Origin of the sequence: Streptomyces sp. NBC_01446, from assembly GCF_026340095.1 — a bacterium.
Lineage (GTDB): Bacteria > Actinomycetota > Actinomycetes > Streptomycetales > Streptomycetaceae > Streptomyces > Streptomyces aureus.
The window spans coordinates 4,001,524-4,018,579 of sequence record NZ_JAPEPO010000001.1; the positions used below are offsets into that span (position 1 = coordinate 4,001,524).

General features: G+C 72.0%; 14 protein-coding genes. 2 read left to right on the forward strand and 12 right to left on the reverse strand.

Translation table 11 applies throughout. The features are described 5' to 3' along the window. Positions 1-77 precede the first annotated feature (77 nt). Positions 78-1,724 carry a protein kinase gene (locus tag OG456_RS17925; protein WP_266562181.1) on the reverse strand — a complete coding sequence of 549 codons (1,647 nt, stop codon included), beginning with the start codon at positions 1,722-1,724 and terminating at the stop codon, positions 78-80. A 312-nt stretch (positions 1,725-2,036) separates the two neighbouring features. On the opposite strand from OG456_RS17925, the gene OG456_RS17930 reads away from it, so the two are divergent. Next, positions 2,037-3,617: a protein kinase gene (locus OG456_RS17930; RefSeq protein ID WP_266562183.1), complete on the forward strand. Its 1,581-nt coding sequence runs from the start codon at positions 2,037-2,039 to the stop codon at positions 3,615-3,617. Between the two features lie 140 nt (positions 3,618-3,757). On the opposite strand, the gene OG456_RS17935 is transcribed toward OG456_RS17930, so the two are convergent. From OG456_RS17935 to pdhA, 9 genes are all read right to left on the reverse strand, one after another. Beyond that, on the reverse strand, positions 3,758-4,297 hold the full coding sequence (locus OG456_RS17935) for a bacterial proteasome activator family protein (RefSeq protein WP_266562185.1): 540 nt from the start codon (positions 4,295-4,297) through the stop codon (positions 3,758-3,760). A 453-nt stretch (positions 4,298-4,750) separates the two neighbouring features. Beyond that, entirely contained in the window at positions 4,751-5,506 is a 756-nt protein-coding gene (locus OG456_RS17940) for a hypothetical protein (protein WP_266562187.1), read from the reverse strand. 131 nt (positions 5,507-5,637) lie between these two features. Continuing rightward, positions 5,638-6,618 (reverse strand): NAD(P)H-quinone oxidoreductase, encoded by a 981-nt coding sequence (locus tag OG456_RS17945; protein ID WP_266562189.1) that lies wholly within the window; start codon positions 6,616-6,618, stop codon positions 5,638-5,640. A gap of 126 nt (positions 6,619-6,744) precedes the next feature. Then, positions 6,745-7,842, reverse strand: a complete 1,098-nt coding sequence (locus OG456_RS17950) for a TrkA family potassium uptake protein (protein WP_266562192.1) — start codon at positions 7,840-7,842, stop codon at positions 6,745-6,747. Then, a complete protein-coding gene (locus OG456_RS17955) occupies positions 7,839-9,407 on the reverse strand; it encodes a molybdopterin molybdotransferase MoeA (RefSeq protein ID WP_266562194.1) in 1,569 nt (522 codons plus the stop codon). Before OG456_RS17955 ends, OG456_RS17950 begins: the two co-directional genes overlap by 4 nt. Then, complete coding sequence (locus OG456_RS17960; RefSeq protein ID WP_266562196.1) at positions 9,404-10,366, reverse strand: NTP transferase domain-containing protein; 963 nt, start codon at positions 10,364-10,366, stop codon at positions 9,404-9,406. The genes OG456_RS17955 and OG456_RS17960 overlap by 4 nt, the downstream gene beginning before the upstream one ends. A gap of 104 nt (positions 10,367-10,470) precedes the next feature. Then, entirely contained in the window at positions 10,471-11,832 is a 1,362-nt protein-coding gene (locus OG456_RS17965; protein ID WP_266562198.1) for a dihydrolipoamide acetyltransferase family protein, read from the reverse strand. Beyond that, complete coding sequence (locus OG456_RS17970; RefSeq protein ID WP_266562200.1) at positions 11,832-12,836, reverse strand: alpha-ketoacid dehydrogenase subunit beta; 1,005 nt, start codon at positions 12,834-12,836, stop codon at positions 11,832-11,834. Before OG456_RS17970 ends, OG456_RS17965 begins: the two co-directional genes overlap by 1 nt. Then, positions 12,833-13,969 carry a pyruvate dehydrogenase (acetyl-transferring) E1 component subunit alpha gene (pdhA, locus tag OG456_RS17975; protein ID WP_266562202.1) on the reverse strand — a complete coding sequence of 379 codons (1,137 nt, stop codon included), beginning with the start codon at positions 13,967-13,969 and terminating at the stop codon, positions 12,833-12,835. The genes OG456_RS17970 and pdhA overlap by 4 nt, the downstream gene beginning before the upstream one ends. A 173-nt stretch (positions 13,970-14,142) precedes the next feature. On the opposite strand from pdhA, the gene OG456_RS17980 reads away from it, so the two are divergent. Beyond that, positions 14,143-14,721 (forward strand): Lrp/AsnC family transcriptional regulator, encoded by a 579-nt coding sequence (locus tag OG456_RS17980; protein WP_266562204.1) that lies wholly within the window; start codon positions 14,143-14,145, stop codon positions 14,719-14,721. Positions 14,722-14,742: 21 nt separating this feature from the next. Here OG456_RS17980 and OG456_RS17985 read toward each other — a convergent pair whose 3' ends face one another. Both OG456_RS17985 and OG456_RS17990 read right to left on the reverse strand, forming a co-directional pair. Then, entirely contained in the window at positions 14,743-15,333 is a 591-nt protein-coding gene (locus tag OG456_RS17985) for a TetR/AcrR family transcriptional regulator (protein WP_266562206.1), read from the reverse strand. Further along, positions 15,330-16,853, reverse strand: a complete 1,524-nt coding sequence (locus OG456_RS17990) for a 3-hydroxyacyl-CoA dehydrogenase (protein WP_266562208.1) — start codon at positions 16,851-16,853, stop codon at positions 15,330-15,332. The genes OG456_RS17985 and OG456_RS17990 overlap by 4 nt, the downstream gene beginning before the upstream one ends. Positions 16,854-17,056 lie beyond the last annotated feature (203 nt).

Sequence of the window (17,056 nt, forward strand, 5' to 3'; positions counted from 1 at the left end):
CCGCCAGTGAGCCGGGTCGGTCGGCGGCCGGATCGGTCGGGTCGGCCGGATCGGTCGGGTCGGCCGGATCGGTCGGGTCAGCCCGTCGCCGGGTCGCCCGTGGAGACCTGGAGCTGGATCGACTCGGGGTTCTTCGGGTCGATCTCCGTGCGCGCCTTGGGGTACTGCACGATGACCGTGCCCTCACCGAAGGTGTTCTCGTCGACGTCCCTGATGTCGAACTTCCAACCGGCGGCCTGCAGACAGGCCTTGACCGACGTGATGTTCTTGTACGTGAAGTCCGGGAGCATGACCTTGTCCGGGTCGTTGTAACCCGTGTCAGGCTCCTTGCACTCGTCCTCTTCGATCGTCTTCGTCAGATCGGGACCCTTGTGACCGGCGACGGCCGACGGCGACTTCTTCGCGTCGCCGCCGCCCTTCTCGTCATTGCCGTTCATCGTCAGGGCCGTGATCAGACCGCCGACCGCGATCAGCGCGACGACGACCGAACCGACGATCACCCCGGTGTTCCGCTTGCCGCCACCGCCACCGGAGACCGCCGAACTCGGCGTCGTCTGGGGCGAGATGGTGTACGGCGGTGGCGTCTGCTGGTGCAGCGGCTGGTGCTGCTGGTGCTGCTGAGGCGCGTATGGAGAGGTGGGCGGCGGGGTCTGGTAGCCCTGCTGCGGATATCCGTAGCCCGGAGTGGCCGGCGCCGGGCTCCCGTAGGGGCCCGGCTGGTACGGCGTCTGCACCGGACCGGTCGGCGCCTGCGTCGACTGGTCGACCGGCGGGAACACCGCGGAAGCGACACCCGCACCGCTGGACGTCTGCGCGCCCGGCACGATGCTGGGCGCCGCGGCCTGCAGCGACTGGGCGACCCGCAGGCACTCGTCGCGCATCGCCTCGGCGCTCGGGAAGCGCTCGTTCGGGTTCTTCTTCAGCGCGCGGGCGACCAGCGCGTCCACCGCCGGGGGCACCGACCGGTTGATCGACGAAGGAGCCACCGGCTCCTCCTGGACGTGCGCATACGCTATGGCCAGCGGCGAGTCCGCCTCGAACGGCAGCCGCCCGGTGACCAGTTGGAACAGCATGATGCCGACCGAGTACAGGTCGGAGCGGGCGTCCACGCCACGGCCCAGGGCCTGCTCGGGCGAGAGGTACTGAGGGGTACCGACGACCATGCCGGTCTGCGTCATCGACGTGACACCGGACTGCATGGCGCGGGCGATACCGAAGTCCATGACCTTGACGACGTTCCGCTTCGTCATCATGACGTTGCCCGGCTTGATGTCGCGGTGGACCAGACCCATCTCGTGGCTGATCTCCAGCGCCGCGAGCACATCGGCCGTGATCTTCAGGGCCTTGTCGGTCGGCATCGCGCCGTAGTGCGCGACATCCGCGTCGAGCACGGAGCCGAGGGGCTGGCCCTCGACGTACTCCATGACGATGTACGGGGTGGTCATCCCGTCGAGGTCGTCCTCGCCGGTGTCGAAGACCGAGACGATGTTCGTGTGCGTGAGCTTCGCCACGGACTGGGCCTCACGGCGGAAGCGCTCACGGAACGCCTGCTCACGCCCGAGCTCGGTGTGCAGCGTCTTGATCGCCACCTGGCGGTCGAGCACGGCGTCGTACGCGAGGTGGACCGAGGCCATGCCGCCCTCGCCGAGCAGATCACGCAGCTGGTAGCGACCGCCGGCGACAGCACGCCCTGCGTACCGGCCTTGTGCGCCGTCCTGGCTCATGTTTCTACGTCCCCCATCGGCGCGGCCGGTGATCGATCACCACTATTCCCGGCCAAGTCTGCCCCGTGGCACCGGCACGTCAAGCTCGGTGCCCGTTCCGTGACCGTACGGGCAAGAAGCGTCGCGGAAGCGTTACAGGAACCGCCCAGACGATTTGCATCGCATTGCCCTCAGAAGGTTTGATGGCCGGTCCATCTCGGGACGGGGCGCCGGGCGGAGCCTGTAGCGTGGCCCGACGGAGACCGTAACGACCACCGCGCGTACATCCGACAGTGCGGACACGAACGCGGACAGAAACGACGGCGAGGACTGATGGCACAGACGCAGCGCGCTCAGGGCCCGTCCGACCCCGAGGCGGCTGGCGGCGGTATGTCAGATGCGCCGGAGTTGTGGGGAAACGGCGGGCTAGTCGGCGACGGCCGGTACCGGCTGACCCACAGACTCGGCCGGGGCGGCATGGCGGAGGTCTTCGCCGCGGAGGACGTCCGACTCGGACGCACCGTAGCGGTCAAGCTCCTGCGCTCCGACCTCGCCGAGGACCCGGTCTCCAAGGCCCGCTTCACGCGCGAGGCCCAGTCGGTCGCGGGCCTCAACCACCACGCCGTCGTCGCCGTGTACGACTCCGGCGAGGACGCCGTCGGCCACTCGGTCGTCCCCTACATCGTGATGGAGATCGTCGAGGGCCGCACGATCCGCGACCTCCTCCTGAACGCCGAGGCGCCCGGACCCGAGCAGGCCCTGATCATCGTCTCCGGCGTCCTGGAGGCCCTCGCCTACTCGCACCAGCACGGCATCGTGCACCGCGACATCAAGCCGGCGAACGTGATCATCACCCACACCGGTGCGGTGAAGGTGATGGACTTCGGCATCGCGCGCGCCCTGCACGGCGCGCAGTCGACCATGACGCAGACCGGCATGGTCATGGGCACGCCCCAGTACCTGTCGCCCGAGCAGGCCCTCGGCAAGGCCGTCGACCACCGCTCCGACCTGTACGCGACCGGCTGCCTGCTCTACGAACTCCTCGCGCTGCGGCCCCCGTTCACCGGCGAGACCCCGCTGTCCGTCGTCTACCAGCACGTCCAGGACACCCCGGTACCGCCCTCCGAGGTCTCGGACGTGGCGCCGCCGGAGCTCGACGGGCTCGTCATGCGCTCGCTGGCCAAGGACCCGGACGACCGGTTCCAGACCGCCGAGGAGATGCGCGGCCTCGTCCAGTACGGGCTGCAGATGCTGTACGACCAGGGCGGCCACACCAACACCTGGAACACCGGTCCGGTCGCCGCGGACATGCACAGCGGCGGCAACACCCCGGCCATGGGCGTCGCGGGCACGACAGCGCTGCCGCACCCGTCCGACGGCGGTACGGCGGCCCAGCCGATGCTGCGGCCCCCGGGCAGCGACGACGGCGGCTTCGACGGCGGGCACCGCTCAGGCGGCGGCAGCGGCCGCGGCAAGATGTGGATCCTCGCGGTCCTCGCCGTGATCGCCATCGCGGGCGGCGCGGCCTGGGCGATGGCCGGCGGCGGCGATCACAAGGGCGGCACCGGCACCACCCAGTCGCCCACGCAGTCGCACTCCCAGAAGGAGAAGGAGCCCACCCGGGGCTCCGACGACACGGCCACCGAGGGCGCCACGACGGACCCGGGCGCCGGGACCGGCGGGGGCTCCGACTACACGCCGTCGGAGGAGCCCAGCACGGGTGACGTCACGCCGTCCGACAGCGCGCCCGAGCCGAGCGACGAGCCGTCCGACCCGACGCCGTCCAAGACCCAGCCGACGTCCGAGGAGCCGCCCACGGGCGATCCCACCCCGCCCACGGGGGGCCCGTCCACGGGTGGCGCCATCGGGGACCCGGGCGGGAACGACCCGGGCGGCACCGACGGCGGGGCCTGAGCCGCCACCCTCCCAGCACAAGACATACGAAGGCGCCCGGCCGGTCACCATGACCGGCCGGGCGCCTTCGCGTTAAGGGTTCGATTCGGGTCTCTGCAGGTACCGGGCTGGGCGTTCCAGGTAGGGGGCGCCCGGCACCTCTACAAGTACGGGCCTCCGGAGCGGCCGGCCACCCGCGGGTCGTCGTCATCCTCTCCGCCCACGCCGGGCGGCAGCGCGCGACGCATCTGCTCCAACTGGGCCCGCGCGGCCATCTGCTGCGCGAACAGTGTCGTCTGGATCCCGTGGAAGAGTCCCTCGAGCCAGCCAACCAACTGAGCCTGCGCGATCCGCAGTTCGGCGTCGCTCGGGATCACCTCGTCGGTGAACGGCAGGGAGAGGCGCTCCAGCTCCTCGACCAGCTCCGGCGCGAGACCGTCCTCGAGCTCCTTCACGGAGCTCGCGTGGATCTCCTTGAGCCGCACCCGGCTCGCCTCGTCCAGAGGAGCCGCCCGCACCTCCTCGAGCAGCTGCTTGATCATGCTGCCGATGCGCATCACCTTGGCGGGTTGTTCCACCATCTCCGTCACCGGGACCTCGCGGGAGTCGTCGTCTCCACCGCCACCGAGCGCCATTCCGTCCTGGCCCACGACCAGGACCTGGGGGCTCTCCGGCGACCTTTCGTTCCTCGGCATCTCCATGCCGCCATTCTCTCGTACCGCACCATCACACCTGGGTAGTGCCCCCATACGAGAGTGATCCACCGTGTTCGGGCGTGTTCCCACCGTGAGCGACGGCGTTCCCGGCGCGTACGGGCCTGAGCGAGGGCGGCGGCGGTTTGCGGGGCGGGCGGGGCGACGAACGCGGGCCACGGGCCGGTCGTGAAGGACGGCCTCGGGCTTGAAAGGAGCGGGAGGCGTGTGCCGTGAGGGCGGATGTCTTCGGGGCGGATGTCTTTGGGGCGGATGTCTTCGGGGCGGATGCCGTGGCGGCGTATGTCATGGGCGGCGCGTATGTCATGGGCGGCAGCGATTTCCGGTTCGGGGTGGAGTTCCTGGGCGGCGCGGATGTCATGAGCAGTGGAGATTTCGGGTTCGGGGCGGATTTCATGGGCGGCACGTATCTCATGGGCGGCAGCGATGTGCGGCAGCGATTCATGTGCGGCGCAGGCGCAGGGCCAGGAATCCGACGCCGAGGCCGACCAGGACGAGGCCGGAGCCCAGCGGCAGGACGCCCACGCCGGGGATCACGGGTTCGGCGACGGCCTGCTGCGGGGTGCGGCCGACGTTGTCCGCGGGGACGTCTGTGGGCCGGACCGACGGCTGGACCTGCTGCTCGTCGGGGTCTTCCTCCCAGGCCTGCGGTTCTTCCGGGGGCACGGGTATCGCGGCGTGGGCCGAGCGGGTGCGCGACGGCTCCGCCGAGGCCGAGGGAGCGTGGGAGCGCTTCGGCACGTCCGAGGCCGCGGACGCCGAGGCGGAGTGGCTCTTCCGGGCGGAGTGGCCCTTGCGGGAGGAGGCCGTGGAGGGTGCCGCGAAGGGGGCCTTCGGATGGGCGGGGGATGCGCTGGGCCGTCCGGGGGAAGCACTGGCCGAGGGCTTCTCGGTGTCGGGCGCGGACGGTGCGGCCGCGGAGGGCTTACGGCGCGGCCGGTGCGTGGGCGGGGCCTCTTCGGGGCGGTCGTGGACCGGCGGCTTCGACTCGGCCCGCCCCGGCGGCGTGCGGCCCTCGCCGGGGCGGCTGCCGGCCTTCGCCTCGTCATCGGCAGAGGCGGGGGCGCGCGTGGGCGAGGGTTCGGCGGCGTACGCGTAGGTGCCGGTGGTGGCCGCTCCGGAGAGGAGGGCCAGGAACAGCAGTGGCCACAGCAGCGGCGGCAGCGGGCGGCCGGTGGTGCGGAGGCGTGGAGTCATTCCGCGCGCCCCTCCCGGAATCGAGTCACCAAGATCAGAGGAATCCCGGAATCAGCGTCACATGACGCAACAATTCCGGCACCTTGGTGCCACTCCGCTCACTCCGGCCACGCCGCCGCCCGCCGCCCGGCCTACTCCACGGTGAGCAGCACCTTCCCGATGTGCCCGCTCTCCTCCAGGACACGGTGCGCCTGCGCCGCGTCGCTCATCGGCAGCTTCCGGTCGACGATGGGCCGGACGCGGCCCGAGTCGATCAGCGGCCAGATGTGCTCCCGTACCGCCGCGACGATCGCTGCCTTCTCGGACAGCGGGCGCGCACGCAGCGAGGTCGCGGTGATGGCGCCGCGCTTGTTGAGGAGCATGGCGATGTTCAGTTCGCCCTGGATGCCGCCCTGCATGCCGATGATCGCGAGGCGGCCGTTGGTGGCCAGCGTCTGGACGTTGCGGTCCAGGTACTTGGCGCCCATGTTGTCGAGGATGACGTCGGCGCCCGCGCCGTCCGTGGCCCGCTTGATCTCCTCCACGAAGTCCTGCTCGCGGTAGTTGATCAGGATGTCGGCGCCGAGCTCGGCGCAGTAGTCGAGCTTCTCCTTGCTACCCGCCGTCACCGCCACCCTGGCGCCGATCGCCTTGGCCAGCTGGATGGCCATCGTGCCGATGCCGCTGGAGCCGCCGTGGACGAGGAAGGTCTCGCCGGGGCGCAGGTGGGCGATCATGAAGACGTTCGACCAGACGGTCGCGGTCACCTCGGGCAGCGCGGCCGCCGTGACGAGGTCGGTGTTCTCGGGTACGGGCAGGAGCTGGCCGGCCGGGACGGCGACCTTCTCGGCGTAACCGCCGCCCGAGAGCAGCGCGCACACCTCGTCGCCGACGGACCAGCCGGACACTCCGGCGCCGAGGGCGACGATGCGTCCCGCGCACTCGAGGCCGGGGATGGCGGTCGCGCCGGGCGGCGGGTTGTAGAGGCCCTGGCGCTGGAGCAGATCGGCGCGGTTGACGGCCCCGGCCGCCACCTCGACCAGCACTTCGCCGTCACCGGGTACGGGATCGGGAACCTCCGCCCAGACGAGCGCCTCAGGTCCACCGGGTTCCGGAATCGTGATCGCATACATGCCGGCGAGGCTACTCCTCGCGGTGATCCGGACGGCGGGACGGCACGTGCCACGCCGCCAGTTCGCGGCGCCCCGACTCACCGTCCGGGCACGCCCCAACAGTCAGTCCTGTGGTGCCCCCGACTGTCAGTCCTGCGGCAGCCGTCGCGTGTCCGGGACGGACCGGGTGCTGGGGGTGGCGCGGACGATCGTGATCAGGCGGTCCGTCAACTGGAGCGTGCCGATGGCCCGGTCGTCGTAACCCAGCACCCGGTGCCCGCGCACCACGCTCACGATCAGGTCCTCGGTCTCCCGGACCTTCAGCCCCACCTCGGCCTTTATGACCGGTCGTTCGACGAGGTCGAGGCCGCTGCCCTGCTGGATGAGGTCCTCCATGACCATGCCCGCGCTCGGGCTGAGCACGGAGAGTCCGAGCAGCCGGCCCGCCGCGCTGGCGCTGGTGATGACGGCGTCGGCGCCCGACTGCCGCAGCAAGGGGGCGTTCTCCTCCTCACGGACGGCCGCCACGATCTTCGCCGCGCGGTTGAGCTGGCGGGCGGTGAGGGTGACCAGGACCGCGGTGTCGTCGCGCTGGGTCGCGACGATGATCTGGCGCGCCCTCTGCACCTCGGCCCGCAGCAGCACATCACTGCGCGTGGCATCGCCGACGACTCCGGCGAACCCGATCGCCGTGGCCGCCTCGATGACCTTGCTGCTGGGGTCGACGACCACGACCTGATCCGCCTTCAGCCCCGTCGCGCAGACGGTCTGGATCGCCGACCGGCCCTTCGTGCCGAATCCGACGACCACGGTGTGGTCACGCAAGTTGGACCTCCAGCGGTTCAGTCGCCACTCATCCCGCGTGCGCTCGGTGAGCACTTCGAGGGTGGTGCCGACCAGGATGATCAGGAACAGCACACGCAGCGGCGTGATGACGAAGATGTTGACGATCCGGGCGCCGTCACTGACGGGCGTGATGTCGCCGTACCCGGTTGTGGAGAGGGTGACGGTCGCGTAGTAGAACGCGTCCAGCAGGTCGACGCTGCCGTCGGAGTTGTCGTTGTAGCCGGAGCGGTCGGCCCAGACGATGATCGCCGTCGCGACCAGCACGGTGAGCGCCATCAGCAGCCGCCCGGCCACCTGCCGCAGCGGCCGCTCGACGACCCGTTTGGGCAGCTTCACCTGACGGGTGACGACCTTCTCGTCGTCCTGGCGGGCCATCGCGTCATGGCCGGGAAGTTTCACGTGAAACGCCTCTCGGTGGGGGCGTCGCCTCCGTCGTCACCCGCCGGGTTCCACGACCACGGCAGGTCGAGGATCTCCACTTCCCGCCCGGCCTTCGCTCCGCCGGGCGCGACGACGGCGAGCCCGTCGGCGGCCGCGATCCCGCGCAGCATGGCCGGACCGTTGTAGCGCAGCGGCACGGCGTCCTCCCCCCGCACCACGACGGGGACGAGCCGCGTGTCGTGCGGATGCCCGTGCACAGCCCCCTGGAGCGGCACGGTGTACGGCTCCTGCTCCGGCCGTCCCGCGAGCATCCGCAGTAGCGGCTCGGCAAGCGTGAGGAGCCCGGAGACGGCCGCGAGAGGGTTGCCCGGCAGGCCGACGAGGTGCTGCCCCTCCTTGGTGCGGGCGAGCAGCATCGGGTGCCCGGGCCGCACCGCGACTCCGTCGACGAGCAGCTCGGCGTCGACGCGGCTCAGCGTCGGGTGCACATGGTCGACCGGGCCCGACGCGGTGCCGCCGGTCGTCACGATGAGGTCGGCGTCCGACGCCCGTACGGCCTTGAGCAGCGCCTTCGGATCGTCGCCCAGACGTCGTACGGAGGTGACCTCCGCGCCGAGCGCCCTCAGCCAGGCCGGCAGCATCGGGCCGAGCGCGTCACGGATGAGGCCCTCACGGGGGAGGCCCTCGGTCAGCAACTCGTCGCCCAGGATGAACACCTCGACCCTCGGGCGCGCCACCGTCAGCAGCTCGTCGTACCCGGCGGCCGCGGCGAGCCCGAGCACCGCCGGAGTCACCAGGGCTCCGGCGGGCAGGAGTTGGTCGCCGGAGCGGCACTCCTGGCCTCGGGGGCGGATGTCCTGGCCGTGGCCGACGTCCCCGAGGGCGAACAGCCGGCCCTTGTCGTCGGTGCGGCCGTGCTCACTGCGGATGACGGCGGTCGCGTCCCGCGGGACCCGGGCGCCGGTGGCGATCTGGACGGCCTCACCGTCGGACAACGGCTCGGGCCGGTCCTGCCCGGCGAGTATCCCCTCGGCCCGTACGTCCCAGGGGCCCGGCCCGGCGACGACCCAGCCGTCCATGGCGGAGGTGTCGAAGGAGGGGAGGTCGGAGAGCGCGGCGAGGGGCTCGGCCAGCGTCAGACCGAGCGCCCGGTCGAGCGGCACGCGGCGCTCCGCCGCAGTTCCCCGGCGTGCGGCGGCCGCGCGCCCGGCCCGCCCGGCGACGGCTCGCGCGGCGGACCAGGAGACAGCCTGGTGCCGGGAGCCGGTTCGCTGGTCGGAAGGGGCGCTGTGGCGCGTGGGGTCCGGCTGGTCCGGGTGATCCGTGTGGCAGGTGGAGGTGGCGGGTTCGGTGCGCCGGGAGCGCTCTGCCGAACCGCGTTCCGGGCCGGGGCGTCCCGTGCCGGAGCCTGCCCCGCCGGAGCGTCCGTCACCGGAGCCCGCCGCGCCGGGAACCCCCGCGCCGCCTGCGCCGCGGCCGTCCGCTGCCCGAGCCTCGTTGACCAGGGCGAGCGCCTCGTCGACGGCGCCGTCCTCGGCCGCGCGGGCCTGCGCGGCCAGCGACTCGGCGCTCTGACCGCTCATCCCGCGTCCGGCCGCGCGCCGGCGGAGCCACCGGGTGAGGTGCCGTCAGGGGAGGCACCGTCAGAGGAGGCACCCGTAGTGCCGCTCGCCGACGCTTCCTCGTCCGCGGCTTCCTTCGCCCAGCGGTCAGCGAGCGCGGCGGCCTTCGCGCAGGCCTCGGCGACGGCCTCGCGGCCTCCCCCGGCGGTAGCGGCCGCGTATCCGACGAGGAACGTCGTCAGGGGAGCGGCCGGCCTGGCCACACCGTGCGCGGCGTCGCGGGCGAGGTCGAGCAGGAGGCCGGTGTCGACGTCGAGCTCGATGCCCAGTTCGTCCTTGGCTGCGGAGATCCATTCATCCAACACGTGCCCATGCTCCCTGATACGTGACCGGGCGGCGGCGATGTCGTCCCAGGTGTCGCAGTCGAAAGACGCGACGGGGTCGGTGATACGAGTGAGTTCGAGCCGGCCGACGAGCAGCCGCAGGGGCAGCCCGGAGAGGCCGTCGTCGTGAGCGGCGGTGAGTTCGGCGAGGTGTTGGCGCAGGGGTGCGCTGCGGTAGGCCGCGACGAGCGGCTGGTCCCGTCCGTCGGCGTCGGTGAGCAGGACCCCGTCCGCCGTTCCCGCGTTCAGGGTGTCGAGGAGGCGCCGTACGGTCTGCTCGCTGAGGAAGGGCAGGTCGGCGGAGAGGACGAGGACCTGGTCGGCCGTGGTGGCGCGCAGGCCGGCGTCGAGCGCGGCCACCGGCCCGCCGCCCGGCGGGTCCTCGCGGGACCAGCGCACGGGGCGCGCGGTGGGTCTGGGTTCGGCGACGACGACCGTGGTGCCGGCCGTGGCGCAGGCGGCCAGGACCCGGTCGAGCAGCGGCCTGCCGCCGACGCGGACCGCGGGTTTGTCCGTGCCGCCGAGCCGTCTGGCGGCGCCGCCGGCGAGCACGACGGCGTCGTGGGCGGGGCGGCTCGGCGCGGGAGCAGCGTTCATCCCCCGAGTATGGGCGCACGAAGGATCATTGAGACCCCCGGAAACGGCCCGCACCCGCGAGGATTTACGTCACATCGGGGTGGGCGGGGGCGGGCCGCTCGTCCTCACAGGGTGCGCAGGAGCACCGCCGGCTGTTCGACGCAGTCCGCCACGTAGCGCAGGAAGCCGCCCGCCGTGCCGCCGTCGCACACCCGGTGGTCGAAGGTGAGCGACAGCTGGACGACCTGTCGCACCGCCAACTCCCCCTGGTGGACCCAGGGTTTGGGGATGATCCGGCCCACGCCGAGCATGGCGGCCTCGGGGTGGTTGATGATCGGCGTCGAACCGTCGACGCCGAAGACGCCGTAGTTGTTCAACGTGAACGTGCCGCCGGTGAGTTCCCCGGGCGTGAGCCGCCCGGCCCGCGCCGCCTCCGTGAGGCGGCCGAACTCGGCGCTGAGGGACTCGGCGTCGCGCACGTGCGCGTCCTTCACGACGGGGACGACGAGCCCGCGCTCGGTCTGGGCGGCGAACCCGAGGTGCACGGTGTCGAGCTGCACGACCTCGCGGGCCGCCAGGTCGACCCGGGAGTTGAGCTCCGGGTAGCGGGCCAGGGCGGCGGTGCAGATGCGGGCGAGCAGGGCGAGCACGGAGATCTTCTCCCCGCCGGCCGCGTTCATGGCCACGCGCGCGTGCATGAACTCCGTGGCGTCGGCGTCCACCCAGCAGGTCGCGTCGGGGATCTCTCGGCGGCTGCGGGTGAGCTTGTCGGCTACGGCGCCTCGTATGCCGCGCAGGGGGACACGGATGCCGTCCGCGCTCGTGTCCGACGGGGTCGGAGCCTGGGCGGGGGCCTGGGTCGGGGACGCGGCCGGCGCCACGGCGTCCGCTTCGGCCACGTGGGTCCGTACCTGCACCGTCTCCCGCATGGCGCTCTCGACATCGGCCCGCAGGATGAGGCCGTCCGGCCCCGACCCGGGCAACTCACGCAGATCGACGCCGTGTTCACGGGCGAGCTTGCGCACGAGAGGGGAGATGACCGGCACGGGTCCGCTCCGCGGTGTCGCCTCCGGAGCCGGTGCGGGGGAGACGGAAGGAGCCGCCTCCATGGGTGCCGCGGGCGCAGCCGCAGGGACGGCGTCCTGTCGGCGGACCCGGCGCCGGCGCGCAGGCGCGGCTGCGGTGCCGTAACCCACCAGGACGTTCCCGGATCCCTCGTCGTCGCCCTCCCCCTCGGCCGGTGTGCCCACGGCGACCGTCAGGAGGGGGGAGCCGACGGGGAGTTCGCTGCCTTCCTCGCCGAAGCGGGCTGTCACCACGCCCCCGTAGGGACACGGCACCTCGACCATCGCCTTCGCGGTCTCCACCTCGACGACCGGCTGGTCCACCGCCACGACGTCGCCGACCTGGACGAGCCAGGTGACGATCGACGCCTCGGTGAGGCCTTCGCCCAGGTCGGGCAGCTTGAACTCGAGGACCTGTGCCATCAGCTGCCCGCCTCCCACTGAAGCCGGGCGACCGCGTCCAGGATCCGGTCGACCCCCGGCAGATGGTGCCGCTCCAGCATCGGCGGCGGATACGGGATGTCGAACCCGGCCACCCGCAGGACCGGCGCCTCCAGGTGGTGGAAGCAGCGCTCGGTGACCCGCGCGGCGATCTCACCGCCGGGCCCGCCGAAACCGCCCGACTCGTGCACGACAACGGCTCGCCCGGTGCGGCGCACGGATGCGCTGACCGTCTCGTCGTCGAACGGCACCAGGGAGCGCAGATCGACGACTTCCAGGTCCCAGCCCTCGGCGCGCGCGGCCTCGGCCGCCTCCATGCAGACCGGCACCGACGGCCCGTACGTGATGAGGGTGGCGCTGCTGCCGGGCCGCCTGACCACGGCCCGCCCGATGGGTTCCACGTCCGTCGGGTGCTCGGGGTTCCAGGAGTCCTTCGACCAGTACAGCCGCTTGGGCTCGAGGACGACGACGGGGTCGTCGGAGGCGATGGCGGCGCGCATCATGCCGTAGGCGTCGGCGACGGTCGCGGGCGTGACGACATGGAGGCCCGGGGTGGCCATGTAGTAGGCCTCGGAGGAGTCGCTGTGGTGCTCTACGCCACCGATGCCGCCGCCGTAGGGCACGCGTACGGTGAGGGGCATCGGCATCGCGCCCCTGGTGCGGTTGCGCATCTTCGCGACGTGCGAGATCAGCTGCTCGAAGCCCGGGTAGGCGAACGCGTCGAACTGCATCTCGACGACGGGCCGCAGGCCGTACATGGCCATGCCGACCGCGGTGCCGAGGATGCCCGCCTCGGCGAGCGGCGTGTCCGTGCAGCGGGCGTCACCGAACTCCTTGGCCAGTCCGTCGGTGACCCTGAAGACGCCGCCCAGCGTGCCGACGTCCTCACCGAGGACGTGCACGGAAGGGTCGGCGGCCATGGCGTCGCGCAGGGCGCGGCCGAAGGCCTGCGCCATGGTGGCCGGCTTGGCGGCGACAGTCGTCATCGGTCCGCCCCGTCCGCCTCGGCGTCGAGCTCGGCACGCAACTGGGCTGCTTGCTCGCGCAGTTGCGTCGTCTGCTCGGCGTAGACATCGCGGAAGAGGTCCATGGGGTCGAGCACCGGGTCCTGGTTCATGCGCTCGCGCAGGTCGGCGGCCATCTTCTCGGCGTCGTCGCGCACGGCCCGTATGCCTTCCTCGTCGAGGAGTCCGCGCTCCGTCAACTCCCGCTCCAGGAGCAGGATCGGGTCGTGGTCGCGCCAGGCGTCGACCTCGGCGTCGACGCGGTAGCGCGTGGCGTCGTCCGCGTTCGTGTGCGCCTCCATGCGGTAGGTGATCGCCTCGACGAGGGTCGGGCCGCCCCCTTCGCGCGCGTGGCGCACGGCTTCGGCGAGGACCTCGTGCACGGCCGCCGCGTCGTTGCCGTCCACCAGGCGACCGGGCATCCCGTAACCGACGGCCTTGTGGGCCAGGGACGGGGCGGCGGTCTGCTTGGCGAGCGGTACGGAGATCGCGAAGCCGTTGTTCTGGACGAGGAAGACGACCGGGGCCTGCCACACCGCGGCGAAGTTCAGCGCCTCGTGGAAGTCGCCCTCGCTGGTGCCTCCGTCGCCGACCATGGCGAGCGCGACCACGTCGTCACCCTTGAGGCGGGCGGCGTGCGCGAGTCCCACGGCGTGCGGGAGCTGGGTCGCGAGCGGCGTGCACAGGGGGGCGACGCGGTGCTCGCGCGGGTCGTACCCGGTGTGCCAGTCGCCCCGCAGCAGGGTCAGGGCCTGTACGGGGTCGAGGCCGCGGGCGACGGCGGCGAGGGTGTCCCGGTAGCTGGGGAAGAGCCAGTCGCGCTCCTCCAGGACGAGGGCGGCCGCGACCTCGCAGGCCTCCTGTCCGGTGCTGGAGGGGTAGACCGCGAGCCGGCCCTGCTTCGTCAGGGCGGTCGCCTGCGCGTTGTACCTGCGCCCGCGCACCACCTCCGCGTACAGCTGGTGCAGAAGCCGGGCGTCGGCCTTGGCCGCGGCGTCGGTGCCGAGAACCCGGAACGGCTCGGCGTCGGGCAGCAGCGGCGCGGGATCCGTGCGCGGCTGCCAGGCGGGCGGCGGGGTGGGCCGGTAGGCGTCCCGCTGCTCCATGACCGTCATGACGGCACCTCCTCGTTGGAAGCGGCTGAGAGACGCGACGGTGTGATGCGCCTCACCTACCGATTGTTCGGTCGTCGGCACATTTTGGCTACAGGCACCTCCAGGCTGTGGACAAACGGTTCTCCACAGCCTGGGATGGACGCAGTACGTCCATGGTAGGGAGGCGGGGGGACATGGCATCTGAACGAATGGCCGACGGCCCGGGAGGCGATGGCCCCGAATCCTCGCCCCGAGCGCCCGACACCGGCCCCGCCGGCCGTCCGGACTCCCCGCGCCGGCCGCCCGACGGCCGCCCCGAGTACCAGCCGCGCCCGCTGGACGCGATCGACCGCGACATCCTGCAGATGCTCCAGATGGACGGCCGCGCCTCGATACGCTCCGTCGCCGAGCGCGTCCATGTGTCACGGGCCAACGCCTACGCGCGCATCAACCGGCTCATCGACGACGGCGTCATCCGCGGCTTCGGCGCCCGCGTCAACCACGAGCGGGCCGGGCAGGGCGCCTCGGCGTACATCACGCTCAAGATCGTCCAGAACTCCTGGCGCACCGTGCGCGAGCAGCTGCGCCGGCTCCCGGAGGCCTCGCACATCGCGCTGGTCAGCGGCGACTTCGATGTGCTCCTGATGGTGCACACGCAGGACAACAGGTCGCTGCGGGAACTGGTGCTCACCAAGCTCCAGGCCATGCCGGAGGTGCTGAGCACGAGGACGCTGCTGGTGTTCGAGGAGGAGGACCTGGAGCCGGACGCCTGACGCGCCCGCCCCTGGGGGCCGTCAGCCCTCCTTGCGCAGCCCTCCGAAGATCAACTGCACGACGGCGTTGGCGACTTCGCGGTCGTCCATGCCCCGGCCGCCCGGCCGGTACCACTCCACGATCGAGTTGATCATGCCGAACACGAGGCGGGTCGCGAGCCGCACCTCGATGTCGCCCCGCACGTCACCGTCGGCCGCGGCCGCCTTCAGGAGCTCGGCCACCTGGTGGTCGAACTCCCTGCGCCGCTCCATCGCCCAGCGCTCCGTGTCGGTGTTCCCGCGCACACGCAGCAGCAGGGTCACGTACGGAAGCTCGGATATCAGTACCTGGACCATGCGCCGGGTGACGTACTCCAGGCGCTCGACGGCGCGCCCCACGCGCGCGTGCTCCTCGCCCAGGATCCCGAAGAGGCCGTCGAGCGCGCGACTGACGGCGCGGCGCAGCAGTTCCTCCTTGCCGGCGACGTGGTGGTAGATCGACGACTTGGAGATACCGGCCGCCTTGGAGAGATGTTCCATGGAAGTGCCGTCGTAGCCACGCTCGTTGAAGACCTGCACGGCGACGGACAGGAGGGTCTCGGGCGTGTAGGTGTCGCGCCTTGCGGTGGTCATGCGGAGCCCTCCCGCTTGTCGGAGGCGTACGAGTGGCGGTAGAGCGCGAGCGAGGGCGCGTAACGGCCGGACGGGTCGCGCAGGTGCAGATCGTCGAGGAGGGAGTACGCCCAGTTCTTGCCGAGCTTCCTGCTCCACTCGACAGGCCCCAGCGGGTAGTTGACACCCAGGCGCATCGCCGTGTCGATGTCCTCCGGAGTGGCCACTCCCTTGGCGACGGCGTCGTGCGCCAGGTCGATGAGCCGCGCGACCGTGCGGGCGACGATCATGCCGGGTACGTCCCCGATGACACTGACGTCCTTGCCGATGGCCTGGAAGAGCCCGGTGGCCTCGCGCAGGGTCTGCGGCGACGCTTGCTGAGAGGTCGCGAGAGCGAGGCGGGTGGCGGCTCGGTAGTCGAACGCCAGATCGAAGTAGATGACGTCCCGGTACTCGACGGACGTCTGGCCGTCCGCGAGAGCGAGCTGGCCACCGCTGGGAAGGACCAGGCGCGTGCCGTTGTCCTCGTCCTCCTCGCGCACCGGGATGCCCGCCTCGCGGATCAGCGTGAGGAGCTCGGCGGCAGGCCCCAGGTCGCCCTCGGCGACGACGTAGGCGGGCGCCTGGGCGGGCTGCGCCGTGTGCGGCTCCGGGCGCTCCTCGCCGTCCGCGTACGCGTACCAGCCGCGGCCTGACTTGCGGCCGTGCATGCCGGCCTCGACCAGGCGCCGCTGGGCGAGGGACGGCCGGAACTTCACGTCCTGGAAGAAGGCCTCCCACACGGAGCGGGTGACTGCTTCGTTGACGTCCTGCCCGATGAGGTCCGTCAGTTCGAAGGCGCCCATCTTGAAGCCGCCGCACTCGCGCAGGACGGCGTCGATGGTGGCGGGCTGGGCGCCCTGCTCCTCGTAGACCGCGAACGCCTCGGCGTAGAAGGGGCGCGCGATGCGGTTGACGATGAATCCGGGGGTGTCGGCGCACACGACGGGCGTCTTGCCCCAGGCGCGGGCCGTCTCGTACGCGCGTGTGGCCGCCGTGACGTCGGTCGCCGCGCCGGAGACCACCTCGACCAGGGGCATCAGGGGCGCGGGGTTGAAGAAGTGCAGGCCGACGAGGCGGCCCGGCAGGCGCAGCGCGCCGCCGACGGCCGTGACGGACAGGGACGAGGTGTTGGTCGCGAGCAGACAGTCGTCCCCGACGATCTCCTCCAGATCGGTGAACAGCTGCTGTTTCACGTCGAGCCGCTCCAGTACGGCCTCGACGACGAGCGCCGCCCCCGCGAACTCCTCTAGGGACTCGGCGGGGCTCAGACGCGCGCGGGCGGCGTCGCGCTCGGCCGCGTCGAGCCTGCCCTTGTCGACCAGGCGGTCCAGGCGCGCGGCGATGGCGTCCGCAGCTTCCTGGGCGCGTCCCGGCACGGCGTCGTAGAGCCGGACGGGGTGGCCGGCGGTCAGGGCGACCTGGGCGATGCCCTGGCCCATGGTGCCGGTGCCCACCACGCCGACAAGGCGTTCGGGGCTGCCGAGCTCGAGTGCTGTCATGGTCGCGATCCTCCCGCACGGAACGACGGCCGGAGGCCCGGGGGTCGGGGCGCAGCGGCGGGCGCGAAGTTTTCCACAGGTTCGACGGACCCCCTTGTCCCGACCGATCGTTCGGTTACTCTAGCCGTGTCTGCCTGTTCCTGCCCAGCTGTTCCTGCCCAGCTCGCCGGCTCGACGAAGAGCCGTCTCGACGAGGAGTTGGT

What these genes read in the sequence shown, in the direction of transcription:
- OG456_RS17945 (WP_266562189.1), bottom strand. Translation starts at nt 6,618, where the DNA reads ATGTATGCGATCACGATTCCGGAACCCGGTGGACCTGAGGCGCTCGTC.
- pdhA (WP_266562202.1), bottom strand. Translation starts at nt 13,969, where the DNA reads ATGACGGTCATGGAGCAGCGGGACGCCTACCGGCCCACCCCGCCGCCC.
- OG456_RS17960 (WP_266562196.1), bottom strand. Translation starts at nt 10,366, where the DNA reads ATGAACGCTGCTCCCGCGCCGAGCCGCCCCGCCCACGACGCCGTCGTG.
- OG456_RS17965 (WP_266562198.1), bottom strand. Translation starts at nt 11,832, where the DNA reads ATGGCACAGGTCCTCGAGTTCAAGCTGCCCGACCTGGGCGAAGGCCTC.
- OG456_RS17925 (WP_266562181.1), bottom strand. Translation starts at nt 1,724, where the DNA reads ATGAGCCAGGACGGCGCACAAGGCCGGTACGCAGGGCGTGCTGTCGCC.
- OG456_RS17955 (WP_266562194.1), bottom strand. Translation starts at nt 9,407, where the DNA reads ATGAGCGGTCAGAGCGCCGAGTCGCTGGCCGCGCAGGCCCGCGCGGCC.
- OG456_RS17930 (WP_266562183.1), top strand. Translation starts at nt 2,037, where the DNA reads ATGGCACAGACGCAGCGCGCTCAGGGCCCGTCCGACCCCGAGGCGGCT.
- OG456_RS17990 (WP_266562208.1), bottom strand. Translation starts at nt 16,853, where the DNA reads ATGACAGCACTCGAGCTCGGCAGCCCCGAACGCCTTGTCGGCGTGGTG.
- OG456_RS17940 (WP_266562187.1), bottom strand. Translation starts at nt 5,506, where the DNA reads ATGACTCCACGCCTCCGCACCACCGGCCGCCCGCTGCCGCCGCTGCTG.
- OG456_RS17980 (WP_266562204.1), top strand. Translation starts at nt 14,143, where the DNA reads ATGGCATCTGAACGAATGGCCGACGGCCCGGGAGGCGATGGCCCCGAA.
- OG456_RS17985 (WP_266562206.1), bottom strand. Translation starts at nt 15,333, where the DNA reads ATGACCACCGCAAGGCGCGACACCTACACGCCCGAGACCCTCCTGTCC.
- OG456_RS17935 (WP_266562185.1), bottom strand. Translation starts at nt 4,297, where the DNA reads ATGGAGATGCCGAGGAACGAAAGGTCGCCGGAGAGCCCCCAGGTCCTG.
- OG456_RS17970 (WP_266562200.1), bottom strand. Translation starts at nt 12,836, where the DNA reads ATGACGACTGTCGCCGCCAAGCCGGCCACCATGGCGCAGGCCTTCGGC.